The organism is Salinispora pacifica CNR114, assembly GCF_000514775.1.
Taxonomy (GTDB): Bacteria; Actinomycetota; Actinomycetes; order Mycobacteriales; family Micromonosporaceae; genus Micromonospora; species Micromonospora pacifica.
In genome coordinates this window covers 25,883-45,029 of sequence record NZ_AZWO01000029.1, presented here as the reverse complement: position 1 = coordinate 45,029, position 19,147 = coordinate 25,883, and the positions used below count along the sequence as shown (strand labels likewise).

The following is a 19,147-nucleotide window of genomic DNA, read 5'->3' as shown; positions in this document are numbered from 1 at the left end:
GGCCGGCCCGCGTCCGGCCGGGGACGTGCGGGAACGCCGCCGCGCGTCGCACCCCGCTCATCCGACCGTCTCCGCGAGCTCCAGCAGGTAACGCCCGTAGTCGGAGTTGCGGGCCTCCAATCCGAGCCGGTGGCACGCCTCCGCGTCGATGTAGCCCATCCGCAGGGCGATCTCCTCCAGGCACGCCACCCGCACGCCCTGGCGCTTCTCGATCACCTGCACGTACTGGGTGGCGGCGAGCATCGAGTCGTGCGTGCCGGCGTCCAGCCAGGTGAAACCGCGCCCGAGGCGTTGCAGCCGGGCCCGGCCCTGCTTGAGGTAGGCCAGGTTGACGTCGGTGATCTCCAGTTCGCCCCGGGGCGAGGGCACCAGCTCGCGGGCGATCTCGACGACGTCGGAGTCGTAGAAGTACAGCCCGGTGATCGCGTTGTCCGACCGCGGGTGGGCCGGCTTCTCCTCGATCGAGACCAGCGCGCCGGACGCGTCGACCTCGCCGATGCCGTAGCGGTAGGGGTCGGACACCGGGTAGCCGAACAGCATGCAGCCGTCCAGTTCCTCCCGCGAGGAGCGCAGCAGCTGCGGGAACCCCGCGCCGTGGAAGATGTTGTCGCCGAGGACGAGCGCGCACGGCTCGCCGACGATGTGGTCGGCGCCGATCAGGAACGCCTCGGCGATGCCCCGCGGCTCCTGCTGCTCGGCGTAGGTGATGTGCAGGCCCAGATGCGAGCCGTCGCCGAACAACGCCCGCAGCGCCGGGATGCTGGGCGGGTTGGAGATGATCAGGATGTCGCGGATGCCGGCCAGCATCAGCACCGACATCGGGTAGTAGACCATCGGCTTGTCGTAGACCGCGAGCAGTTGCTTGGACGTCGCCAGGGTGAGCGGGTAGAGCCGGGTTCCGCTCCCGCCGGCGAGCACTATTCCATTCATCGACTTGTCCGTTCGTGGAGTCGGTCAGGGGCCGGCCGGATCGGCCGACGCGGCGTCGTCGCGGGCCAGCGCGCGGGCCAGCGGCGCCGTCATCGCGGTGGTCACCACGGCGGTGAGCACCAGGATGGTGAAGCCGAGCTCGTTGACCAGGCCGGACCGCAGGCCGATGCTGGCGATGACCAGCTCGGTGACGCCCCGGCAGTTCATCAGCACGCCGACCCGTACCGCGTCGCGTGCCGGCAGGCCGGCGAGCCGGGCGCCGCCGCCGGCGCCGGCCACCTTCGTCACCGCCGCGACCGCGAGCACGCCGAGGAAGAGCAGCCAGTGGCCGGGGTCGCCGCCGAGCAGGCCCACCGAGGCGGCCAGGCCGACCCCGGCGAAGAACAGCGGCAGCAGGATCGTCAGGGTGAAGCCCTGGAGTTGGTGGTTGATCCGCTCCACCACCGGCGACCGGCGCGGCAGCGCGACGCCGAAGAGGAAGGCGCCGATCAGCGGGTGCAGGCCGACCAGCTGGGTCAACGCCGCGAACGCGATGGCGCCGACGACCAGGACGACGACGAGCGCCCGCTCGGAGCCGGAGCGCCGCACGATCGCCGCCAGCACCGGCCGCAGGCAAAGGAAGAGCACGAGCACCAGGGCGAGGTGGACCGCCGCCCCGGTCACCGACCGCACGTCGGCCCCGGAGGTCGCCGCCGCGAGGATCACCGTCAGCGCCAGCCAGGCGACGCCGTCGCCGGCCGCCGCCGACGACAGGGCCAGCGCCCCGGTGCGGCTGCGGTCCAGTCGCAGGTCGACCAGGATGCGGGCCAGCACGGGCAGCGCGGTGATGGCGAGCGCGAGGCCGAGGAAGAGCGCGTACGCCGGCACCGGCGCGCCGGCCCCGCGCAGCACCGGCTCGGCCGCGAGGGCCAGGCCGAAGCCCGCGACGACCGGCAGGCCCATGCCACCGAGCACCACCAGGCCGACGGCGCGTGGTCGCTGCGCCCCGCCGGTGCGCAGCTCGCAGCCGAGCAGGAACATGAACACGACCAGACCGAGTTGGGCCATCCGGTCCAGGTTGACAAGCACGTCCGGCGGGAAGAGCCACCGGTGCAGGCCGGGGCTGAGCAGGCCCAGCGCCGACGGGCCGAGCAGCAGGCCGCCGAGGATCTCGCCGAGCACCGCGGGCTGCCCCAGCCGGCGCATCAGCTCGCCCACCAGGTGGCTACCGGCGAGGATCACGGCGACGGCGAGCAGGAACCCGGTGAGCGGGTCGACCGGCCCGACGTCGACCAGGTCGGTGCCCCACAGCGCCACGATGCCGGCGAGCACCGCGGCCCCGGCGGCGACGACCAGCCGGCCCCGCCGGCCGACTCCGACGGTCTGCGCGCCGTCGCTCACCGGGCCTCCAGATAGGAGCGGCGGCCGTAGAGCAGCGGGCGGCCCTCGCCGCCGGCGGCCTTGACCACCCGACCGAAGACGACGACGTGGTCGCCGACGGTCCGCAGGTCGACCACGTCGCACTCGGCGGCGGCGAACGCGTCCTCGGCCAGCCAGGGCAGCGCGCGCCGCGGCGACAACCGCCACGCCACCGCGCCGAAGCGGTCCGGCCGCGGCGCGGCGAACATCTCCGCCGTCTGCCGGGCCGCGGCGTGCAGCAGGTTGACCATGAAGCTGTCGCGCTCACGGATGGCCGCCAGGGTGCCGCTGCACGTGTCGAGGCAGACCAGCAGCGTGGGCGGGTCCATCGTCACGCTGGCCAACGAGTTGCAGGTCAGCCCGTGCGGCTGGTCGTCGGCGCCGGTCGAGGTGACGACCGCGACGCCGGTGACGTAGCCGCGCATGAAGGTGCGGAACCCGTGCGGCGGGCCCGGGTGGCCGGGCTGCGCCGCCGACACGTCGTCGGACGAAAGGGTGGTCATCGGTGGCCCTCCGCTGCGATCGGAGATCAGTCGTTGAGCCCGGCGAGGTACTCGTAACAGCTGGGCAGCGCGGCCACGAGCGCCTCGCCCTCGGCTCGGAGCCGCGCGAACTCGGCGTGGGCGCGGGCCGGGTCGAGGTGCCGCAGGGCCGGCGCCGGCGACGTCGGCACGTGCCCCAGCCCGAGGTTCATCGCGTTCCAGGAGTAGCTCTCGAACCCGTGGTAGTACGGGTAGATCGTCTCCTCGTCGAGCAGACGCGAGCCGGCGAGCTCCAACCGCTCCGCCAGGCCGTCGGTCAGCCGGCGTCGCTTGGCCTCCTTCCAGTACGGCGTGTCCTCGCGCTGCGCGGCCCGGTAGTGCAGGACCAGGAACTCCTTGACCCCGTCGACGGCCCGCCCGACCCGGTCGTTGTAGGCGGCGATCTGCACCGGGTCCCAGCGCTCGTCCGGGAAGTAGCGCACCAGCTGCTCGATGCCGTGCTGGATGAAGAAGATCCCGGTGGACTCCAGCGGTTCCACGAACGCGCTGGACAGGCCGATGGCGACGCAGTTGTGCACCCAGGACTCCCGGTTGCGGCCGATCCGCATCCGGATGTGGTTGGCCGGCACGTCGTCGCGGCCGGGGGCGACGGCGGCGCGCAGCTCCTTCTCCGCCTCCTCCGGGCTGATGAACTCGTCGGAGTAGACGTAGCCGTTGCCGTTGCGCCGGAACAGCGGGATGGTCCACATCCAGCCGGCGCTCATCGCGGTCGCCGTGGTGTAGGGGCTCATCTCGGTCGCGTCCTCGCGGGGCACCCGCACCGCGACCGCGCGGTTGTTGGGCAGCACGTCCTGGAACGACTCGAACGGGGTGCCGAGCGTCTGGTTGATCAGCAGGCCGCGGAATCCGGTGCAGTCGACGAAGAGGTCGCCGGCGACCGTCCCGTGCTCGTCGGTGACCACGTGGCCGATCCAGCCGCGCTCGTCGCGGGCCACGTGCGCCACGTTGTCGACCACGTGCCGCACCCCGCGCGCCTTGGCGTACCCGGCGAGGTAGCGGGCCACCTCGTCGGCGTCGAAGTGGTAAGCGTACGGGAACTGGGCGCGCTGCTCGTCCAGGGTGGACCGGCCGAGTCGGCCGTCCAGGCCCGTCGTGAACAGCGAGCCGTCACGCATTCGCGGGGAGCGTTTCGCCTCGCAGAGGGCCCGGGTGAGGAAACACGCCTCGTCGAAGGGCCGGCTGCGGTCGCCCAGGGCGAGCCACCAGTCGGCGAGCGAGAACCCGTCGACCATCCGCAGGCGCTCGAACGGGTGGTAGAAGTGCTCGCCCGGGCGGTTCCAGTTCTCGAACCGGATGCCCAGCTTGTAGCCGCCGGCGCAGCGGGGCAGCCAGTCCGCCTCGTCCAGGCCCAGGTAGTCGAAGAAGTGCCGCAGGGTGCTGAAGGTCGCCTCGCCCACGCCGATGCGCGAGACCTGGGCGGACTCGATGAGAGTCACGTCGACGCGGTCGGCGAACGCCGCCTTGAGGTAGCTGGCCGTCATCCATCCGGCCGTCCCGCCGCCGACGATGACCACGTTTCGGATCATGTGCTCTGTCTCCCTGACGTCTGGTCGGGACGGCCCAGCCGTGCCCGTGGGGTGGTGTGTCGGGGCCGGTCAGTCGATCCGCACCTCGGGGACGTACCGGATCCACCGGCCGCCGGCCGCCCGGAACCCCTGCTCCTTGGCCTGGATCTCGTCGGCGTGGTTCCACGCGAACAGCAGCGCGTAGTCCGGGTACGGATCGGCGAAGGCCGCCGCGTCGACCACCGGGATGTGCGCCCCGGGGGTGAGCCGGTTCTGCTTCGCCCGGGTGGTGTCGACGACCGTCGACACCAGGTCCGGGCCGATGCCGCAGAAGTTGGTCACGGTCGCGCTCTTGGCGGTGGCGCCGTAGCCGACGACCCGCTTGCCCTCGGCCCGCAGCCGGCGCAGCAACGCGGTCAGGTCGTCCCGGATGCGCAGCACCCGCTCGCCGAAGCCGTCCAGGGTGGCCCGGTCGGCGAGCCCGCGGGCCCGCTCCTCGGCGAGCAGGTCGGCGACGGCCGGCGTGGGCGTACGGGCGCCGGCGATCGCGAGCGTGTAGCGCACCTCGCCGCCGTGCACCGGCAGCCGCTCCACGTCGACCAGCTCCAGGTCGTGCCGCTGCGCCATCTCCTGCACCGAGCGGGCGGTGAAGAAGAAGAAGTGCTCGTCGTAGATCTGGTCGAACGAGGCCCGCTCGACGATGTCGCCCAAGTAGGGGTCCTCGAACACGAACACGCCGGTGGGGGCGAGCAGCGCCCGCACCCCGGTCAGGATCGACCCGATGTACGGGATGTGGCACAGCGTGTTGGCGGCGTAGATGACGTCGGCCGGCCCGTCGGCGGCCCGGATCTCACGCGCCGTCGACTCCTCGAAGAACGACTTGCGGACCCGGATCCCCTTCGCCGCGGCCACGTCGGCCACGCCGCCGGAGGGCTCCACGCCGAGGTGGCGGACGCCGGACTCGGCGAGCGTCCGCAGCATCACCCCGTCGTTGCAGCCGGCCTCCACGACGAACGGGTCGTCGCCGGTCAACTCCGTGGTGAGCAGCCGCTTGGCCAGGCCCTCGAAATGCGACCGCATGTAGGCGGATCCGGACGAGTGGTACGGGTACGCCTCGTGGAACATCCGGTCGCGGGGCACCTCCTCCATCAGCTGCACCATCGTGCAGTCCGCGCAGAGCCCGGTGGCGAGCCGGAAGAAGAACTCGCCGTCGAGGTCGGCGTCGGGCTCCAGGAAGGCATCCGACAGCGGCTGGCGCCCGAAGTCGAAGAACTCGTTGACCGTGCCGCCGCACACGCGGCATTGGGACGTGCTCGACATGACAACTCCTGACTAGACCGATCGACGTCGAATGCGGCGCGAGAGGCCGCAGCGTGATGAGAGAACCAGATACGTGCCGGCACATCACGACACCTGGAAGCGATCCGGCGCGACGCTATCGCACGAATGGGAGTGTGCCCCGACATCGGCGCCCGGCAGAAGAGCGGGCCGACGCGCGTCGCTGCTCGGGCCGCGTCGGGACGGCCACCGGGGATGTCCCGCCAGCGAGACGTTCGCCCGCCGGGCGGCCCTTCCCGCCCGACCGTCGTTGACCGGCGTACGGCCCGCTCGTTAGCTTCGGGCACCTCCTCGGGCCGCTCGCCGGACGCCCACGCGACGTCGGCGTCGACGTCTCGCCCCGTCGGCTCGCCAACTGGAGGACACGTCTCGGCCGAACGCCGACGGGAGGAACAGTCGTGATCGTCGCAGGGCTCAAGTTGACCGGCAGAGGTGGTCTCGCGCTGATTCGCAACGGCCGGATCGAACTCGCATCAACATTGTTGGATGTCGATGTAGAAGGGTCCACCAAGGCCGCCGTCGACCGGGTCGCGGAAACACTCGGCGCAATCCGGCGCACGGTCGACGCCGTCGACGCCTGGGTGGTCGACGGCGGGCCCGGCACCACCGACGGCCGGCTGCGGCTGGGGCCGCCGGACGCGCCGGTGGAGCTGGCCGCCGCCGGGCACCTGGACACCCATCCGCCGGTGGTGGCCGAGGGCACGCTGACGGTGGGCGGCACGGCCGTCCCGTACGTCAGCTACGCCCACCTCGCCGGGCACGTCGCCGCCACGTACTGCACCAGCCCGTTCGCCCGCGACGGCGCCGGCGCGACGGTGCTGGTTTGGGACGCGGACAGCTTCCCGTGCCTCGCCCGGGTCGACGGGCGAGGGCGCAGCGAGTCGCGGGGTGAGCTGTTCCCGATCACCGGCATGGTCCTGGACCTGGCCGCGCGGGTGCTCGGACCGGCCGGTCAGGGCCGCGAGCCGGCACCCGGCGCGGCGCTGGCCGACCTGGCCGGGTCGGGGACGGTACGCACCGAGGTGACCACGCTCGTCGGCAGGCTCGTGGACGAGCACTTCGAGGCGGACACCGCGGCGGCCAAGGAGTACCGCGCGAGCGTTCTCGGCCGCGGGCGGTCCGTCGAGCCGTCGGTGTGGCACACCACCGCGTTCCTGACCGACCTGCGCCGGGCCGCCGACGCCCACGGCGTCGACGCGGCCGACCTGGCCGCCGGCCTCCAGCGCTTCCTCGGCGGCCTGCTCGCCGAGCGACTGGCCGACCTGCTGGCCGGCGACGGCCCGGTCGACCTCTGCTTCACCGGCAGCGCCGCCGGCTCGCCGGCGCTTACCGCCGCCCTGCGGGAGCACCCGCTGGTCCGGCGGATGTGGGTGCCGCCGTACCCGGACGGGGCCGCCGGCGCGGTCGGCGCGGCCGCGCTGGGCCTCGGTGACGGCCTGCGCTGGCTGCCGTGGGACCTGCGGCTCGGGCCCCTGCCCGGGCGCACGCCGCACGTGCCGCCGGGTTGGTCGACCGCGCCGTGCCGCCCGGAGGAGCTGGCCCGGCTGATCCACCGCACCGGCCTGCCCGCGGTGGTGCTGCGCGGCCGGCTCTACGCCGGTCCCGGCCCGGTCGGCTCCCGGGCGATCCTCGCGCCCGCCACCGCGCCGGCCACGCGCGATCTGCTCAACCGGCTCGCCGACCGCCCGGCGTACCGGCGCGCCGCCGCGTTGTGCCTGCGGGACCGGGCCGCGGCCGTGTTCCGGCCCGACGCCGCCGACCCGCACGCCGGGTACGACAGGCAGCTCATGCCCGCCTGGCGCTCCCGGCTGCCGGTCGTCACCCGCGCCGACGGCACGGCCCGGGTGAGCGCGGCCGACGACGACGCCGTCCTGCGGACGATCCTGCGCGAGTACCGCACGTGGAGCGACGTGCCGGTCCTGGCCGTCCTCGGCGAGGTCGACGTCGCGCTCGGCGTGCTGGACACGGTGGAGGCCGCGCTGCGGTGGGGCGGGGTCGAACTGGTCTGGGCCGACGGCGTGCTGCACCGTCGGGTCCACCCCGGCGGACAGCGGCGGAGCACGAAGTGACGACAGGAGCCGGATCGATGAGCCACGCACCGCGCACCATGGTCATCTCGTTCCAGAAGTCAGGCACCCACCTGATGCAGGAACTGATGCTGGAGATGGGTTACCGCATCGTCGGCGTGCCCCGTCCCGGGCCGCGTACGGTGCCGGAGTTCGACGACGAGCAGCGCGCCGCGATCGCCGCCCTGGTGCTGGCGAAGGGCGACCACGACGACCTGCTGGCGCTGCGCGGCACCGCCCGGTTCGCCGACGTCACCGACCAGGCGTGGTCGGCGCTGACGTGGCACTGGCAGCAGCGACTCGGGCAGCAGCTGGTCAACCGGTACGGCCAGACCCGCCTCGACGTGGCCGCGGACTTCGTCACCAACCCCTACCTGCCGTACACCCGGTTCGCCGACACCCCCGACGGTCTGTGCTGGATCCTGCACGAGCTCGACATCCACCGGGTGGACGGCAGCTTCCTCAGCGAGTGGGTGGAGACCGCCTCGCCGCCGCTGATCCTCAACTACCGGGATCCGCGCGACACGGTCGTCTCCATGATCAATTTCCTGGAGGGGCGCACCCGCGAGGGGTATGGCAACTTCTACGAGGCCGACATCTTCAGCCGGATCCTGGCCAGCAAGAACACCTGGGAAGAGAAGATCGACTACGCGTTGCGGGACCCGTCCTTCCTGGCCCGCGACCAGTTCGAGAAGGCGCTCTGGATGCTCCACCACCCCGGCGTGTGCAAGGTCCGCTACGAGGACCTGATCGGCCCCCGCGGCGGCGGCACCCGGGAGCGGCAGGTCGCGGCGGTCAACGACGTCCTGCGGCACATCGGGTCCGACAGCGACGCCGAGGCGATCGCCGATCGGGTCTACAACCCCGACGCGTGGAGCTTCCACCAGGGCCGCAGTGGCGGCTGGCGGGACCGGTTCACCGCCCGGAACCTGGCCCGGTTCACCGAACAGTTCGGCGACATCCTCCAGCAGTACGGCTACGAGTGAACGCCGAACCCGGGCCGCCCACCGCCGACGACCGCCGGACGCCGGCGGTCTGCCCGGTGGCCCACCCCGCCCCCCACTACCGGATCAGCCGCGAACGCGACGTGCGGGCGGTGCTCACCGACGACACGACCTGGCCGTCGCGCCTCGGCCCCGGCCTGGTCCACGCCCAGCCCGGCGGCGTCCTGGTCGCCAGCGACCCGCCGCTGCACACCCGCCAGCGGGCGCTGCTCGCCCCGGCGTTCCGGCCGGCCGCCGTCGCCGGCCTCGGCGGCTCCGTCCAGGAACTGGTCGACTCCCTGGTGGACGGCCTCGCCCCGCGCGGCCACGCCGACCTGATGGCCGACCTGGCGGTGCCGCTGTCGATGACGGTGACCTGCCGGATGCTCGGCGCCGAGGTCGAGCACGCCCCGCGCTACTGGTCGTGGGTGCTGGCGCTGGCCGAGGGGCTGAGCCGCCCGCGCGGGTCGCTCGACCACCGGGTCGCGCCCGCCTACCGGTCGTTCCACCTGCACTTCGACGCGCACCTGCGGCGGCGCCGCGCGCACCTGGACGCCGGCGGCACGCCCCCGCCGGACCTGCTGACCACCCTGATGACCGCAGAGCCCGACGGCCGTCCGCTCAGCCACGCCGAACTGCTCGGCTTCTGCCAGTTCCTGCTGGTCGCCGGCAGCTCCACCACGGCGCTGCTCATCGGCAACGTGGTGCACCGGCTGCTCACCGACCCCGACCAGCTCGACCTGGTACGCCGCGACCCGGGCCTGGTGGCCGCCGCCGTCGAGGAGAGCCTGCGGGTCGACGCGCCGCTGCGCGGCCTGTTCCGCACCGCCGGCCGCGCCACCGAACTGGCCGGCGTCGCCATCCCCGAGCGGGCCAAGGTGCTGCCGCTGCTCGCCGCGGCCAACCGCGACCCGGAGCACTGGCCCGACCCGGACCGGTTCGACGTGACCCGCCCGCCCGCGCAACTGCGCCGGCACCTCGCCTTCGGCCACGGCGTCCACTACTGCCTGGGCGCGTCGCTGGCCCGCCTGGAGGCCACCACCGCGGTGCGCGCGGTCCTCGACCGCCTGCCCGGACTGCGCCCGGACGGCGTACCCGACCGGGTCCGCGCCGAGTTGCTCAACGGCTTCGAACGGCTGCCGGTGGCCTGGCGGGTCTGAGCCGCCGGGCGTCCGGCCGGCGGCTCGACCGCCCCTGCGTAACAGGCCCTAGATGTCGACGACGAGGGCGGCCTCGCGCACCCGGTCCATCAGGTCGGCCTGCTGCAGCGTCCACTCCTGCTGCGCGCGCAGGTCGTCGCCGTCGAGCACCGCCCGGGCGAACTCGCGCACCACGTTGGCGAACTGGTGGTCCACCGGCAGGACGAACTCCTCGCGATGGTCCTGGCGCTCGATCCGCAGCACCGGCTGGTAGGTCTCGGGCGGCGTGAACACCCGGTCCAGCATGATCCGGCCGGTGCTGCCGGCGAGGCTGTAGCTGTTGCGGTACGAGTGCTCCATGCCGAAGCTCAACTGCGCGGCGATGCCGTCGGAGGTGCAGAGCAGCACGTGGCCGGACATCACCACGTCGTGTCGCGGGTCGCGGCGAAACATCGCGCCGACGATCCGCAGGTCGCCGCCGAGGAACTGCAACGCCGCCCGGATCGGGTAACCGCCGAAGTCGAGGAACGCCCCGCCGCCGACCTTCTGCTGGTAGCGGATGTCACCGACCGGCTTGGGCGGGATGGTGAAGGCGCTGCTGAAGGCGCGCAACTCGCCGATGGCGCCGTCGGCGACGAGCTTGCGCACCGCCGAGTGCTGCGAGTGGTAGAGGAACATGAAGTTCTCCAGCAGCACCAGTTGCCGGGCGCGGGCCATCTCGACGAGTCGCTCGGTGGCCGGGCGGCTGTCCGTCATCGGTTTCTCGACCAGGACGTGCTTGCCGGCGGCGAGCGCGCGCTCGATCCACTCGGCGTGCAGCCGCGCCGGCAACGGCAGGTAGACGGCGTCCACGTCGTCCCGGTCGAGCAGGGCCTGGTAACCCTCCACCGCCGCGCCAGAGAACCGGTCGGCGAAGACCTCGGCCTTGCCCCGGTCCCGGCTGGCGATCGCGGTGACCTGGATCGCGGGCTCCGCCACCATCGCCGGCAGGGTCTTGCGCCAGGCGATGTCCGCGCAGCCCATCACCCCCATGCGGACCCGGTCGGTCGTGCTGCGGCTCATCATCGGCAAGGACTCCGCTCGGCAGTGGGCTGGACGGGGGGACGGTGACGTCGGGCGGTCAGCGCGGCGCCGGGCTCGCCTTCAGCGCCGCGTAGTGCGTGAGGCACTCGTCGTAGCTCGGCAGCCTGCCGGCCGCCGCCGCCTCGGCCAACGACGGCGCGGCGGCGTCCTTGTCGGACATGATCGGCTCCTTGGTCACCGACCAGGTGATGCCGATCTCCGGATCCAACGGGTTGATCTCGATCATCGTGCCGGGCACGAACTCCTCGGAGCACAGGTAGCTCATGATCGCGTCGTCGGTCAGCGCCAGGAACGCGTGGCCCAGCCCGTCGGCCAGGTACACCGCCGTGCCGGAGTCCGCCTCCTGGTGGGTGACCTCGAACCGGCCGTATGTCGGCGACCCGATCCGCAGGTCCACCACCACGTCGAGCACCGCGCCGCGCACACAGGTGACCAGCTTGGCCTGCCCTGGCGGCAGCGACGTGCCGTGGATGCCCCGCACCGTGTTGCGGCGACTCGACGAGTAGTTGACCTGCCCCAGCCGGAACGGGTAGCCGATCGTGGCGGACAACTGCTCCTCCCGCAACGCCTCGAAGAAGTAGCCGCGCCGGTCGAGGTGCCGCTCCGGCTGGATCCGGTAGGCGTTCGGGATCTCCATCTCGGTGATCGTCATCTTCGACACAGTCATCAACCTCGCTTCGGCAACGGACCGGACCTCATGGCGCCCACGCCGGGCGCCGCCAACTTCACCAGCTCGTCGGAGACCTCGACCGGTGACGGATGCGTCGCGATCTCCGCGGCGATCCGCCGCGCGTCGCGGACGTGACGGGAGTCGTGCAGGAGCCGACGGCCGAGCTCGGTGACCGCCTCCGGCGTCGCCTCCCCCGTTTGCAGCGTCAGCCCGGCGCCCGCCCGGGTCACGGCCCGGGCGTTGTCGAACTGATCGTCGAACTGCGGCAGGCACAACTGGGGGCAGCCGGCGCCGAGCGCGGCCAGCACCGTGCCCTGGCCGCCGTGGTTCACCAGCACGTCGCACGCCGGCAGCACCTGCCCCAGCGGCAACCGGCCGACGCGAACGCCGTCGGGCAGCGGCCCCCACGCCGGGGCCGTCCCCTCGTCGGCCGCGACCAGCACCTCGACGTCGAGCCCGGCCAGCCCACGCACCCACCCCGCCACGTCCGGGCCGGTCGCGCCGCCCAGCCGGGGCACCAGGGTGCCCAGGGTCACGCAGATCCGCGGCCGGGTGCGCGGCCGCAGCAACCACCCCGGCAGGAACGCCGCGCCGTTGTACGCCACGTCGCGGATGCTGCGTGCCGCCGGGTGAGCCGGCCGCAGCGTCGCCGGCCACGGGCTGAACACCTCAACCGGGTCCGGCGGCTCGCCGGCGCCGGCGTGGGCCAGCTCGGCCACCGCCCCGGCCCGGTACTCCACAAGCGGCGCGACGCCCCACCGGTACTCCACGTGCGCGACGCCGGCAGCCGCCGCGGCAAGCGGTCCGGCGAACTCGGTCCGCTCGCTGACCACCAGGTCCGGCGCCCAGTGCGTCACCACGGCCGTCATGCCGGGCAGCGACGACGCCGCCACCCGGCCCAACGCCCGACCGGTGGCGTACCGCCGTTCGGCGCTGCCGTGCGGCGGCGCGTCGGGCGCCGCGAGCCGACCGGCCAGGTCCACCGCCGGGCCGCAGGACGCCACCGGCAACCCGGCCGCGAGCACCGTCGCGACGAAGTCGTCCGGCACGGCCACGAGCACCTCGTGCCCGCCGGCCCGGGCCGCCCAGGCCACCTGCGCCAGCGGATAGAAGTGCCCATGCAGGGGCGCGGTGGTGAAAAGCAGGCGCACAGTCGCTCCTTCGTCCCGGCCGGCGCTCAGCACATGCTGGGCAGGCAGGCCAGCAGGCTACGCGCTTCGATGTTGAGGTAGTGGCCATGCCGGAGCAGGTCGGTGAGCTGACGGACGGTCATCCAGCAGTACTGCGGCGGCACGTCGAGCGGCACGTCCTCGCTCACCTCGATGATCTGGTAGCGGGTCAGGGCGTGGTGGAACCGCCCACCCTCCTCCGACAGGAGGTTGTCATAGCGCACCCGGGCCGTCCCGGCGGCCATCAGGTCCCGCGGGAACGGGTCGGCGATCTCCCCCACCGGGGAGTCCGACAGCAGCTGCACCGTCGGGGCCATCTCCACCATGTCCATCAGCCCGTACTCGGGTCGGGCCTGCACCAGCAGGTGCAGCACCCCCTGGATCGGGCGGACCAGGAACACCGCGCGGCCCTGGCCCCGCGGGCTCAGCAGCGGCTGGGTCCACTGGCGCACCTCGCGGGTGCCGGCCTCCACCCGCACCGCGATGATGCCGAAGTGCCGGCCCTCGTCGTGCCGGATCTCGTCGGCGGTGCGGGACCACCGCGCCACCTCGCCCAGCGGCACCAGCCGGGCCGTCCAGTCGCACCGGGTCTTCGCCTCGGTGAACCAGCTGAGGATCGCGCCGGGGTTGTGCAGCGGCCCGACCGGCGCGGCCTGCGGTTGGTACTGGTAGGAGCGGACCAGCGCGTCGCGGAACTCGTCGCCGGTGACCGCCTCGTCCTCCCGGGGCTGCGCGAACGGCATGCACGACAGCACCGTGCGGGCGTCCATGTTGACCAGGTTGTCGACGCCCATCAGCTCGCGTATCTGAGCCGGCGTCAACCAGCAGTAGTCCTCGTGCACCGGCACGTCGCCGGTCACCAGCACCACCATGTTGCGGTTGCGCTTGCGCCAGAACCAGGCCCCCTGCTCGGACTGCAGCACGTCGACGAGGACCTGGCCGCGCTGCGCCCCGACGAAGTGCTCCAGGTAGCGGGTGCCGGTGCCGTGGTGCACCTGGGTGTAGTTGCTCCGGGTGGCCTGCACCGTCGGCGACAGCTGCAGGGTGTTGACGTTCCCGGGCTCCATCTTCGCCTGCATGAGGCAGTGCAGGACGCCGTTGAACTCCTTGACGACGATGCCCAGGATGCCGATCTCCGGCTGGTTGATGACCGGTTGGGACCAGCCGTCGACGCCGCTGTCGCGGACCCGCAGGCCCTCGATGGTGAAGAACCGGCCGCTGGCGTGCCCGAGGTTGCCGGTGCGGGGCTCGAACGACCAGGAGTCGAGCGCGTCGAACGGGATCCGGTCGACCCGGAACCGCCCGGCGCGGTGGCGCTCGTCCCACCAGGCGGCGAACTGCCGCAGGGACACCAGCGCCCCGTCGTCGGCGGCGCCCGCGTCCGGCCAGGTCCGGCCGGCGCCGGCGGTACGGTCACCCGCAACCGCGAGCCGCGTCATCTCCGCTCCTCCTGTCCTCGTCGGCCGGGCCGGCTCAAATCCGCGCCAGCACCGTCTTGAACGTGTCGATGAACCGTTCCTGCTCGTCGACGGCGAGCGACGGGAACATGGGCAGCGAGAAGATCTCGTCGGCGAGCGCCTCGGTCACCGGCAGCGCCCCGGGGCGCACCCCGAGGTGGGCGAAGCCGGTCTGGGTGTGCACCGGCCAGCGGTAGCTGACGTTCAACGCGACGTCGTGGGCCTGCATCGCCTCGATGATCTTGTCGCGCCGGGGGTGCCGGACGACGTAGACGTAGTACACGTGCTCGTTCCCCGGCGCGGTCACCGGCACCACGACGTCGGTGTCGGCGAGGGCCTCGGCGTACCGATCGGCGATCGCCCGCCGGCCGGCGACGTAGTCGTCGAGCCGGGTCAGCTTGCGGCGCAGGATCTCCGCCTGCACCGCGTCCAGCCGGCTGTTGTAGCCGGGCGTGGAGGTGACGTGGTACTGGCGCTCCATCCCGTAGTACCGCAGCCGCCGCAGCGCGGCGTCGGTCTCCGCGTCGGTGGTGAGGACCGCGCCGCCATCACCGTAGGCGCCGAGGACCTTGGTGGGATAGAAGGAGAACGCGGCGGCCAGACCCGTCGAGCCGGCGATCCGGCCGTGCTGGCGGGCGCCGTGCGCCTGCGCGCAGTCCTCCAGGATCGGCAGGCCGTGGCGCGCCGCGACGGCCTCCAGCGGGGCCAGGTCGACGCACTGGCCGTAGAGGTGCACCGGCAGCAGGCAGCGGGTCCGTGCGGTCAACGCGGCGTCGACCTGCGCCACGTCCATCAGGTAGGTGTCCGGGTCCACGTCGACGAAGACCGGGGTGGCCCCGACCGCGTCGATCGCCACCACGGTCGGCGCCGCGGTGTTCGACACCGTCACCACCTCGTCGCCGGGCCCGACGCCCAGGGCCCGCAGGCCCAGGACGATCGCGTTGGTGCCGTTGTCCACACCCACGCAGTGCGGCACCCCGTGGTAGGCGGCGAACTCCTGCTCGAAGGCGGCGACGCTCGGCCCGAGCACAAGCGTGCCGGAGCTGAACACCGTGTCGACGGCGTTCAGGATGTCGTCGCGCTCCTTCTCGTACTCCGACAAGTAACCCCACACATTAAGGGTCATCTCGGCGCTTCACCTCCAGGCCGGGAGTCCCGCGTCGGCACTCCGATGGGCGGATTGAACGGATCAGACGAGCTGCTTGAGCAGGTCCACGCCGGTGGTGTCCCACTGCTCGCGGTGGACCGCGAACACGTGGACGTCCCACAGCCGGCCCTGGCCGAACGTGTGCTTCTCCAGCACCGCCTCGGCCCGGGCCAACGCGGCGTGCTCCCCGCCGAAGCCGACGCTCGCCGGGTCGGCGTCGTTCGCGTGCAGGTAGACCTTGCGGGTACGCCACATCGCGAAGGCGAAGTTGACGATCAATGCGCTCGCCTCGCCGAGCAGCTCCTCCGGCTGACCCGGGGTCAGCACCACTTCGGCGCGCAGGTGGCCCGCCGGGCTGAGGTCCGACAGCGTGCCCAGCCCGATCGGCGCGTCGTCGCCGTCGACGCGGTGGATGAGGAAACAGGCGGCGAGCCGGCGGCCGAAGCTCTCACAGAACTGGTCGAGAAGCGGCAGGTTCGCACGTCCGGCCCGGAAAAGGACCCGGTACGCCTGGGTCCCGTCGGCGGCGCCGGCCGGCCGCAACGCTATTCGTCGCGATTCGGTGTAGGGAAACAGCACGGTTTCGTCCTCGTTTCACGCGGTGACTTCGACCCGGCGCGGATTCCATTCCGCACAAAGGCGCGGACCACTGGGCCCCTCCCGTCGGGCGACGGCTCGCAACGCCGTCGAGGAGGTGTCCGGGTGCCGCGAAGCTAGCCACATCGCGACCGGCGCAGTCAAGCAACGCCACGTGGGATCCGCCGCCGTGCCAGGCGTCGCGGCGGTCCGCCCGTCCCGCCAGCGAGACAGCCGGACCGGGCGCCCCGCGGGTGCCGCGACCGGTGGCGGGAGCCATTCCACAATTGACCTCCCCACGACGCCGTGCTTAACATCGCCCCCGCTTGATCTGCGGCGCCTCGAGGTGAGCCGCGGTCGACCCAGAACCTGGGTGACGGCCATCTCCCATCACGCGGCACGGCGATGCGATTACTGTTCCGGCCGCGTCTCGAATCAATTCCGCAGGAATGGAAAGGGCGAAGACATGGCGGCAGTGGAAATGACCGCGGACCTGGATCGGGAGACCGCCGAGGAGCTGACGAAGGCCGTCGACGAGCTGACCGACGTGGTCACCCGGACCGCCCGGATGATCTGCGCCGAGCAGCCGGACGTGCCCGAGCCGGGCAGCCTGCAGGACATGGACTCGTTCTCCATGGTCCAGATGCTGCTGGAGCTGGAGAACGGGCTGGACATGAAGCTGCTGGAGAAGATGGAGGGGTTCCAGGGCGAGAGCTTCCGGGACCTGGCCCGGTTCATCGTCCGGGTGCGCGGCGAGGAGCAGGCCGCGGACGGCGCCGGCGAGGAGCAGGCCGCAGACCACGCCGGCGCGGCGCAGGCCGGCTCCGCCGACGGCCCGGCCCCGGCGTGACGCACCGCTGGCGCCGATGATCGAGACGCCACCCCGGGACGGGATCCTCTCCGCCGTCGGGGGCACACCGCTGGTCCGACTCGACCGCCTCTTCCCCGGCTCGCCGGCCCGGTTCTACGCCAAGCTCGAGGCGTTGAACCCGGGCGGCAGCATGAAGGACCGGTCCGCCGTCGCGATGGTGCTCGGCGCCGTCGACAGCGGTGAGCTGGTCCCCGGCCGCTCGACGGTGGTGGAGTCCAGCTCCGGCAACCTCGGCATCGGGCTCGCCCAGGTGTGCCGCTGGCTCGACCTGCGCTTCGTCTGCGTGATCGACCCGAAGACGACCGCGCAGAACTGCGCGATCATGTCGGCGTACGGCGCGGAGCTGGACCGGGTCACCGAGCCGGACAACGATCTGGGCGACTTCCTCGCCGCCCGCCTGCGCCGGGTCCGGGAACTGCTCGACAGCGAACCGGACGCGTACTGGCCCAACCAGTACGCGAACCCGCTCAACGGGCGCGCGCAGGAAGCGATCATGCGGGAGGTCGTGACCGCGCTCGACGAACCGGTGGACCACCTGTTCGTGGCCACCGGCTCGTGCGGCACGATCCACGGCTGCGCCCGCTACAAGGCCGCGCACGGCCTGCGGACCCGGATCACCGCGGTTGACGCCGAGGGCAGCGCGATCTTCGGCGGCTCGACCTGCCGCCGGCTCATCCCGGGGCACGGCGCGGCCATCCGGCCCGGCCTCTACCACGACGGTATCGCCGACTCCGTGGTGCGGGTCACCGACCAGGACTGCGTCGTGGGATGCCGCCGGCTGGTGGGCGCCGAGGCGATCCTCAGCGGCGGCTCGTCGGGCGCCGTCGTCAGCGCCGTCGCCGGGCGGCTGGGCACGTTGGCGGCCGGCAGCACCTGCGTGCTGATCCTGCCCGACCGGGGCGAGCGCTACCTCGACACGATCTACGACGACGCCTGGGTGCGAGCGAAGTTCGGCGAGATCGGCCACCTGTGGAAGGAGAAGACACGGTGTTGATCCTGCGACGCACCGACGTCCTGGCGGTCCTCGACGGCGACGAACCGGCCGTCTGCCGACTGGTCCGCGACGCGTACGTCCACCACGCGGACGGCGCCACCGCCGTGCCCCACTCGGTCTTCCTGCGCTTCCCCGACGACGAGCGCAACCGCGTCATCGCCCTGCCCGCCTACGTCGGCGGCGCGCGTCCGGTGGCCTCGCTGAAGTGGATCGCCTCCTTCCCGGGCAACGTCGACCGGGGCCGGGAACGGGCCTCGGCGGCCATCCTGCTCAGCTCGGTCACGGACGGCCGGACCGAGGCGCTGCTGGAGGGCTCGGTCATCTCGGCGCGCCGCACCGCCGCCTCCGCCGCCGTGGCCGCCGGCGCCCTGACCGCCGGGGCGCCCGCCGACGTCACCGCCGGCGTCGCCCTGATCGGCGCCGGGCTGATCAGCGTCGAGGTGCTGCGGTTCCTGCACGCGCACCTGCCGCGGCTGGGCGCGGTCACCGTGTTCGACCTCGACCCGGGCCGGGCCCGCCGGTTCGCCGAGCGCGCCACCGCGACCTGGCCGCGGCTCGCCGTGCGGGTGGCGGAGTCGATGACCGACGCGCTCGCCGCGCACCGGCTGGTCTGCTTCGCCACCACCGCCGCCCGACCGCACACCGACGCCGGGGCGTGCCGGCCGGGCACGGTGGTGCTGCACCTGTCGCTGCGCGACCTGACCGCACCGGCCGTCCTGGGCGCCCGCAACGTGGTCGACGACGCCGACCACGTGTGCCGGGCTGCGACCTCGCTGGAGCTGGCCGAGACGGCCGCCGGTGACCGCCGGTTCATCGCCGCCGAACTGGGTGACCTGCTCGCCGGGCGGGTCCGGGTGCCCTACGACGAGAGCGCCCTCACCGTCTTCTCCCCGTTCGGCCTGGGCGCGCTCGACGCCGCCCTCGCCGCGCACGTGCGCGACGTGGCCGTCGAACGCGGCCTCGGTGTGCACGTCCCGAACTTCGCCGCCGACGCCCCGGCCGACCGCGTCCCCGCCGCCGACAACCGCTGAAGGGAAACCGATGACAGAGCACGAATCCACCACCGACCGGTCGTTCCTCGTGGTGGTGAACCACGAGGAGCAGTACTCGGTGTGGGCCGCCGACCGGCAGGTGCCCGACGGGTGGCGCGCCGAGGGTTTCACCGGCACCCGCGAGCAGTGCCTGGACCACGTCGAACGGATCTGGACCGACATGCGCCCGCTGAGCCTGCGGCGGCGGATGGCCGAACAGGACAGCTGAGCCGGTAGCGAGCGAGTCG

General features: G+C 72.8%; 18 protein-coding genes. 7 read left to right on the top strand and 11 right to left on the bottom strand.

The genetic code is table 11. The annotated features are described in order from the left end of the window. Window positions 1-57: 57 nt before the first annotated feature. The 5 genes from rfbA to B118_RS0117945 all read right to left on the bottom strand — a co-directional run bounded on the left by rfbA (window position 58) and on the right by B118_RS0117945 (window position 5,695). The gene (gene rfbA / locus B118_RS0117965) at window positions 58-930 is read right to left on the bottom strand and encodes a glucose-1-phosphate thymidylyltransferase RfbA (RefSeq protein WP_028193146.1); all 873 of its coding nucleotides are present in this window, start codon (window positions 928-930) and stop codon (window positions 58-60) included. A 24-nt stretch (window positions 931-954) separates the two neighbouring features. Then, window positions 955-2,310 carry a cation:proton antiporter gene (locus B118_RS0117960; protein WP_050592825.1) on the bottom strand — a complete coding sequence of 452 codons (1,356 nt, stop codon included), beginning with the start codon at window positions 2,308-2,310 and terminating at the stop codon, window positions 955-957. Beyond that, a complete protein-coding gene (locus B118_RS0117955; protein ID WP_080678073.1) occupies window positions 2,307-2,831 on the bottom strand; it encodes a flavin reductase family protein in 525 nt (174 codons plus the stop codon). The genes B118_RS0117960 and B118_RS0117955 overlap by 4 nt, the downstream gene beginning before the upstream one ends. A 26-nt stretch (window positions 2,832-2,857) precedes the next feature. Continuing rightward, a complete protein-coding gene (locus B118_RS0117950) occupies window positions 2,858-4,396 on the bottom strand; it encodes a tryptophan halogenase family protein (RefSeq protein WP_028193143.1) in 1,539 nt (512 codons plus the stop codon). Window positions 4,397-4,465: 69 nt separating this feature from the next. Beyond that, complete coding sequence (locus B118_RS0117945) at window positions 4,466-5,695, bottom strand: class I SAM-dependent methyltransferase (protein WP_028193142.1); 1,230 nt, start codon at window positions 5,693-5,695, stop codon at window positions 4,466-4,468. A 416-nt stretch (window positions 5,696-6,111) separates the two neighbouring features. Here B118_RS0117945 and B118_RS0117940 point away from each other — a divergent pair, with 416 nt between their 5' ends. Genes B118_RS0117940 through B118_RS28495 form a run of 3 tightly spaced genes read left to right on the top strand, consistent with a single transcriptional unit; the run spans window position 6,112 to window position 9,922 of the window. After that, entirely contained in the window at window positions 6,112-7,782 is a 1,671-nt protein-coding gene (locus B118_RS0117940) for a carbamoyltransferase N-terminal domain-containing protein (RefSeq protein WP_028193141.1), read from the top strand. 17 nt (window positions 7,783-7,799) lie between these two features. Next, complete coding sequence (locus B118_RS0117935; protein ID WP_155256561.1) at window positions 7,800-8,765, top strand: hypothetical protein; 966 nt, start codon at window positions 7,800-7,802, stop codon at window positions 8,763-8,765. Beyond that, on the top strand, window positions 8,762-9,922 hold the full coding sequence (locus tag B118_RS28495) for a cytochrome P450 (RefSeq protein WP_050592824.1): 1,161 nt from the start codon (window positions 8,762-8,764) through the stop codon (window positions 9,920-9,922). Before B118_RS0117935 ends, B118_RS28495 begins: the two co-directional genes overlap by 4 nt. Window positions 9,923-9,970: 48 nt before the next feature. On the opposite strand, the gene B118_RS0117925 is transcribed toward B118_RS28495, so the two are convergent. The 6 genes from B118_RS0117925 to B118_RS0117900 form a co-directional block, all read right to left on the bottom strand. Further along, on the bottom strand, window positions 9,971-10,963 hold the full coding sequence (locus tag B118_RS0117925) for a Gfo/Idh/MocA family protein (protein ID WP_028193139.1): 993 nt from the start codon (window positions 10,961-10,963) through the stop codon (window positions 9,971-9,973). Between the two features lie 58 nt (window positions 10,964-11,021). After that, window positions 11,022-11,636, bottom strand: coding sequence for a dTDP-4-dehydrorhamnose 3,5-epimerase family protein (locus B118_RS0117920; protein WP_043541530.1), 615 nt, complete (start codon window positions 11,634-11,636; stop codon window positions 11,022-11,024). Window positions 11,637-11,650: 14 nt separating this feature from the next. After that, on the bottom strand, window positions 11,651-12,805 hold the full coding sequence (locus tag B118_RS28490; protein WP_155256560.1) for a nucleotide disphospho-sugar-binding domain-containing protein: 1,155 nt from the start codon (window positions 12,803-12,805) through the stop codon (window positions 11,651-11,653). 26 nt (window positions 12,806-12,831) lie between these two features. Further along, a complete protein-coding gene (locus B118_RS28485; protein WP_050592822.1) occupies window positions 12,832-14,262 on the bottom strand; it encodes an NDP-hexose 2,3-dehydratase family protein in 1,431 nt (476 codons plus the stop codon). A gap of 34 nt (window positions 14,263-14,296) precedes the next feature. Further along, a complete protein-coding gene (locus B118_RS0117905) occupies window positions 14,297-15,406 on the bottom strand; it encodes a DegT/DnrJ/EryC1/StrS family aminotransferase (RefSeq protein WP_028193137.1) in 1,110 nt (369 codons plus the stop codon). 63 nt (window positions 15,407-15,469) lie between these two features. Continuing rightward, a complete protein-coding gene (locus tag B118_RS0117900) occupies window positions 15,470-16,006 on the bottom strand; it encodes a GNAT family protein (protein WP_155256559.1) in 537 nt (178 codons plus the stop codon). Between the two features lie 463 nt (window positions 16,007-16,469). Here B118_RS0117900 and B118_RS29570 point away from each other — a divergent pair, with 463 nt between their 5' ends. Genes B118_RS29570 through B118_RS0117880 form a run of 4 tightly spaced genes read left to right on the top strand, consistent with a single transcriptional unit; the run spans window position 16,470 to window position 19,128 of the window. Continuing rightward, window positions 16,470-16,853, top strand: a complete 384-nt coding sequence (locus B118_RS29570; protein ID WP_050592821.1) for a hypothetical protein — start codon at window positions 16,470-16,472, stop codon at window positions 16,851-16,853. Window positions 16,854-16,869: 16 nt separating this feature from the next. Then, window positions 16,870-17,868: a 2,3-diaminopropionate biosynthesis protein SbnA gene (gene sbnA, locus B118_RS0117890; RefSeq protein ID WP_028193135.1), complete on the top strand. Its 999-nt coding sequence runs from the start codon at window positions 16,870-16,872 to the stop codon at window positions 17,866-17,868. Next, window positions 17,862-18,899 (top strand): 2,3-diaminopropionate biosynthesis protein SbnB, encoded by a 1,038-nt coding sequence (gene sbnB / locus B118_RS28475; RefSeq protein ID WP_050592820.1) that lies wholly within the window; start codon window positions 17,862-17,864, stop codon window positions 18,897-18,899. The genes sbnA and sbnB overlap by 7 nt, the downstream gene beginning before the upstream one ends. Before the next feature lie 10 nt (window positions 18,900-18,909). Further along, window positions 18,910-19,128: an MbtH family protein gene (locus tag B118_RS0117880; RefSeq protein WP_028193134.1), complete on the top strand. Its 219-nt coding sequence runs from the start codon at window positions 18,910-18,912 to the stop codon at window positions 19,126-19,128. Window positions 19,129-19,147 lie beyond the last annotated feature (19 nt).